The sequence below is a fragment of the Deltaproteobacteria bacterium CG11_big_fil_rev_8_21_14_0_20_49_13 genome (assembly GCA_002796305.1).
In the GTDB taxonomy this organism is placed as follows: domain Bacteria; phylum UBA10199; class UBA10199.
This window is the reverse complement of sequence record PCWZ01000051.1, coordinates 1-3,660: the sequence shown is the minus strand read 5'-3', so window position 1 is coordinate 3,660 and position 3,660 is coordinate 1. Positions and strand designations below refer to the sequence as shown.

The 3,660-nt window shown below is 46.1% G+C and carries 3 protein-coding genes; all 3 read left to right on the top strand.

Annotated elements, in window-relative coordinates; translation table 11 throughout:
- Positions 1-336 precede the first annotated feature (336 nt).
- Positions 337-753 carry a hypothetical protein gene (locus COV46_05015; protein PIR17249.1) on the top strand — a complete coding sequence of 139 codons (417 nt, stop codon included), beginning with the start codon at positions 337-339 and terminating at the stop codon, positions 751-753.
- A 29-nt stretch (positions 754-782) separates the two neighbouring features.
- A complete protein-coding gene (locus COV46_05010) occupies positions 783-1,433 on the top strand; it encodes a hypothetical protein (protein ID PIR17248.1) in 651 nt (216 codons plus the stop codon).
- Between the two features lie 16 nt (positions 1,434-1,449).
- A partial coding sequence (locus COV46_05005; protein PIR17247.1) for a DNA internalization-related competence protein ComEC/Rec2 occupies positions 1,450-3,660 on the top strand: 2,211 nt, incomplete at its 3' end.

The window sequence follows — 3,660 nt, the reverse complement described above, 5'->3', positions numbered from 1 at the left end:
CGTACGAAGTGCGAAATAAAAAGCTAGAAATACTTATGGTTTTTAACAAAAATGCTCCCAACCAAAAGTTAAAACACCATATTTTAACCGCTCGATATTTCCGCTTTCGCGGGAAAGACACAGAAAATCAACAGCCTCATTTTGAACGTCAAATAATTGACCGTTTAAAATGATAAAAAAACAAAAAATTCCCAAGATGATAATACGTTTTTTACCCGACACAAATTAACCACAATAAATACAACAAGTTACAATTGTGAGGATCGTTAAAAGTTGGCATGGCATATGCAAAACCATTGTTTGAAGGCGAGAGGGATAACAAGGGGTGGGGGTCATATGAAAAATATTCATGAACCAAATGGAGAGAGGTTGATGAATGAAGAGGCTAAAGGCAGGGAATCTCCGCTTGAAAGGATAAAGAAGACCGGCGGTGTGGCACATCCCGTCAAACAGCGGATGGGAAGACCGGCAGATAGTATGCTGGCGGTATACAGGGACCGTTTTACCTACACGTTCATATTGGATAAAGAGGTGGCATCCATCCATTTTGACAGGTCCAAAAAGGAGATCTTCTTTCGCGGCCACAACATCCTCAAGATGGTCTTGTCGCCGGAACAGGTAAGGGCCCTAAAATCGGCACAGGAGGTCTTGGAGGATGATGAGCAGGGGAAATTACTTTTTAATGAATATGTAGCAACTTTAGGGGGTCTTCTAGCCGATAAGTATAAGTCGGCGCAAGTGCGAAGCGCTTAAGTGTGTAAGTTAAGAGTGGAGAGGAAAAGATGAGCGTAATCAGCAACATAAGGGAGAGATTGAGAAAGGTAGATGTCTCTCGCGGTTCATCTAAAAGCACCAATTCCAAAGACCTTCCGCTTGATCATCAGCTAACTTTTGACAGAAATTCGTCTGAAAAGTGGAATTACAGAGACGGTCATATCTATTTGAATGATGAAGATATCGAAGTGCTCCTTGACGAATCCAGAGATGACGTAGGCTTCCAATCGGCGGTTTCCGATGCCATTTCAGAATACAAAGACGTTGTCTGGAAGAAGGATAACGCCTCATATCAAAAGTTCGTCGCAAGGGCGGAATCGGTTCAGGACAGGATACTTTTCAACATGAAGCGCATCTACGACGAAAAGACCGGCGGTATTAGGATATCGTGGGGCGACGGCGGATATCTTGTTAACAACATAAATGTTAGGGCGATACTTGCCCTGTATCATATCAGACCGACAGATAAGGCCAGAAAGTTTCTCTCCGGCCTCAAATCAAAGCTTGCCTTGATTTTAGTGAACAAAAACGGTAGCTCTCAATACGAGCGTATCAACCATATTGTAAAGACGCTCTATTGCGAGGTAGACGATGCCCTTAATCAAGCGCCCGTTGATGTTCTGTGTCTGCCTCCTAGTAGCGGTCATAGCGCTTTATAGTTATTTCATTCCATCATTGTCATCCCTGCAAAAGCAGGGCTCTCGTGTAAACGATCTAGGGCCTTCCTCTGTACTGCCGGCGGGCGGGCGCTTTCGCGGGGATGACATCTGCCAGGGTTATATAGATTCATCACCTGTTTACGATGAAGAAGGAAAAGTAAAATTATATGTCCGTCTTCAGGGATGTAAAGATGGTGAATTCTTGAGACCGGCGTTCGGCCGCGTTCAACTCACAACTACCGAAGGGGGGCCTCATTTTTCATTTGCCTCTATCATCCGCTTCAAGACCCGCTTGAGACTTCCGACAGATTTCAACAACCCGGGCGGCTTCAATTATACAAGATACTGCAAGGCCCGCGGAATAGATCATCTCGGCTATATTGGCGATCCAAAGTGGATAACGGTAATAGGAGCCGTCAAGGGTCATCACATAAGAAAGTTCATAGAACGGCTTCGTGAGCACATTTCGGAGTCTCTCCCGGTCATTAAAGATGATGATATCAGAGGCGTGGCAAAGGCTCTTTTAATAGGCGATGGAAGTTCTATAACCGAAAACGTCAAAGATGATTTCAGAAGGTCTGGGCTCATGCATCTTCTGGTCATCTCGGGCCTTCACGTTGCCTTTATCGCCATGGCACTTTTCTTTGTTTTCAAATGGATCTTTATTCTCGTGCCTGGATTTGCGCTGAAGATAAATATTTTAAAGCCTTCGGCGGCCTTTACAATTTTAGGGGTGTGGTTCTATGCCTACTTGACCGGTGCCGAGGTCTCTGTGATCAGGGCCGCAATTATTGCAACGGTATATCTTGCAGGCATCATACTCGACCGAAGACAGGATATATTCACGTCGCTCGCTCTGGCGGCGCTTATTATAATCGCAGCTTCGCCATACGCCATCTTTGATGTCTCGTTCCAGCTTTCGTTCGTTGCGGTGCTTGCCATTGCCATTATCTATCCAAGACTTGTTGAACGCTTTTCCTGCTTAAGGCCCGCACCCAACGAGATCTTTTTCACGAAGGCAAAGAGATATGCTCTGGAAACTGCGGCGGTATCCGTTGCGGCAACGATAGGAGTTACTCCGCTCTTGTCATATTATTTTCACTATTCATCATTGATAGGAATATTAGCCAACGTCATCGCCGTTCCATGGGCCGGGTTTATTATTACCCCGTTAAGCCTTATTGTAAGCCTATCCGGCGGTTATTTTGCTGAACTTTGGAGCCACATGTTGATACCGCTCGTAAAGACCGCCTCTATTGCCTCGTCATTTTCAAGACCTTTGACATTAGCGGTCACTCCTCCATGGGTTGCGGTAGTTGCATTCTACGGGTTTATTCTACTTGTCTGTCATCCCGCAACTAAGTTAAGGAGATTCTTCACGTCTCCGGCGTTCAGAATGACAGCAGTTTTCGTCTGTTTTGCCGTCATCCTTTCAAGCTTCGCCATCCAGCACAACTGGTTCTTTAAGGGACTTAAGGTCACGTTCCTGGATGTGGGGCAGGGGAGTTCAATAGTTGTGAATCTCCCAACCGGAAAAGTGATGGTGATAGATGGGGGAGGTACAGTAAGCAGTAGCTTCGATATCGGGAAGATGGTCATAGCACCATACTTATGGCACGAAGGAATAACGCATATTGACCGGCTCGTTCTTACCCACGCCCATCTTGATCATTACAAAGGGCTTGCGTACCTTGCAGAAGAATTCTCTCCCGAGGCGATCATTTGGAACGGTATCGCACCATCTCCCTCTAACGAAGATGATTGGAGCGATGAGGATAGTGAAGTTCTTTCCGATTGGCAGGGATTTGTCGAACGGATAGACAGGGCCGATGTGCCGTTCATCCTGCCTGCCCGCCGGTCCTTTGGCGGGAGATGGTCGAAGGATGAGAACGTAGAGTTCTTTAATACCAGATCTGCCGGCGACAACCTTAACAACGCCTCCCTCGTCACAAAGATAACCTACGGTGACATTTCATTTCTTCTAACCGGCGATATCGAAGAAGATGCCGAAAAATTTCTATCAAAAACACTGATCATCGATTACCGATCACAGATAACTGTCTTGCAGATTTCCCACCACGGCTCTGCAACTTCTACCACCGAAACTCTCCTGAACGCCTTCAGACCTGAATATGCCGTCATTCAATGCGGCAGGAACAATCGCTACGGATTTCCTAATAAGCAGGTTTTAGAACGACTGCGGGAACGGGGGGTTAAGATCTTTAGG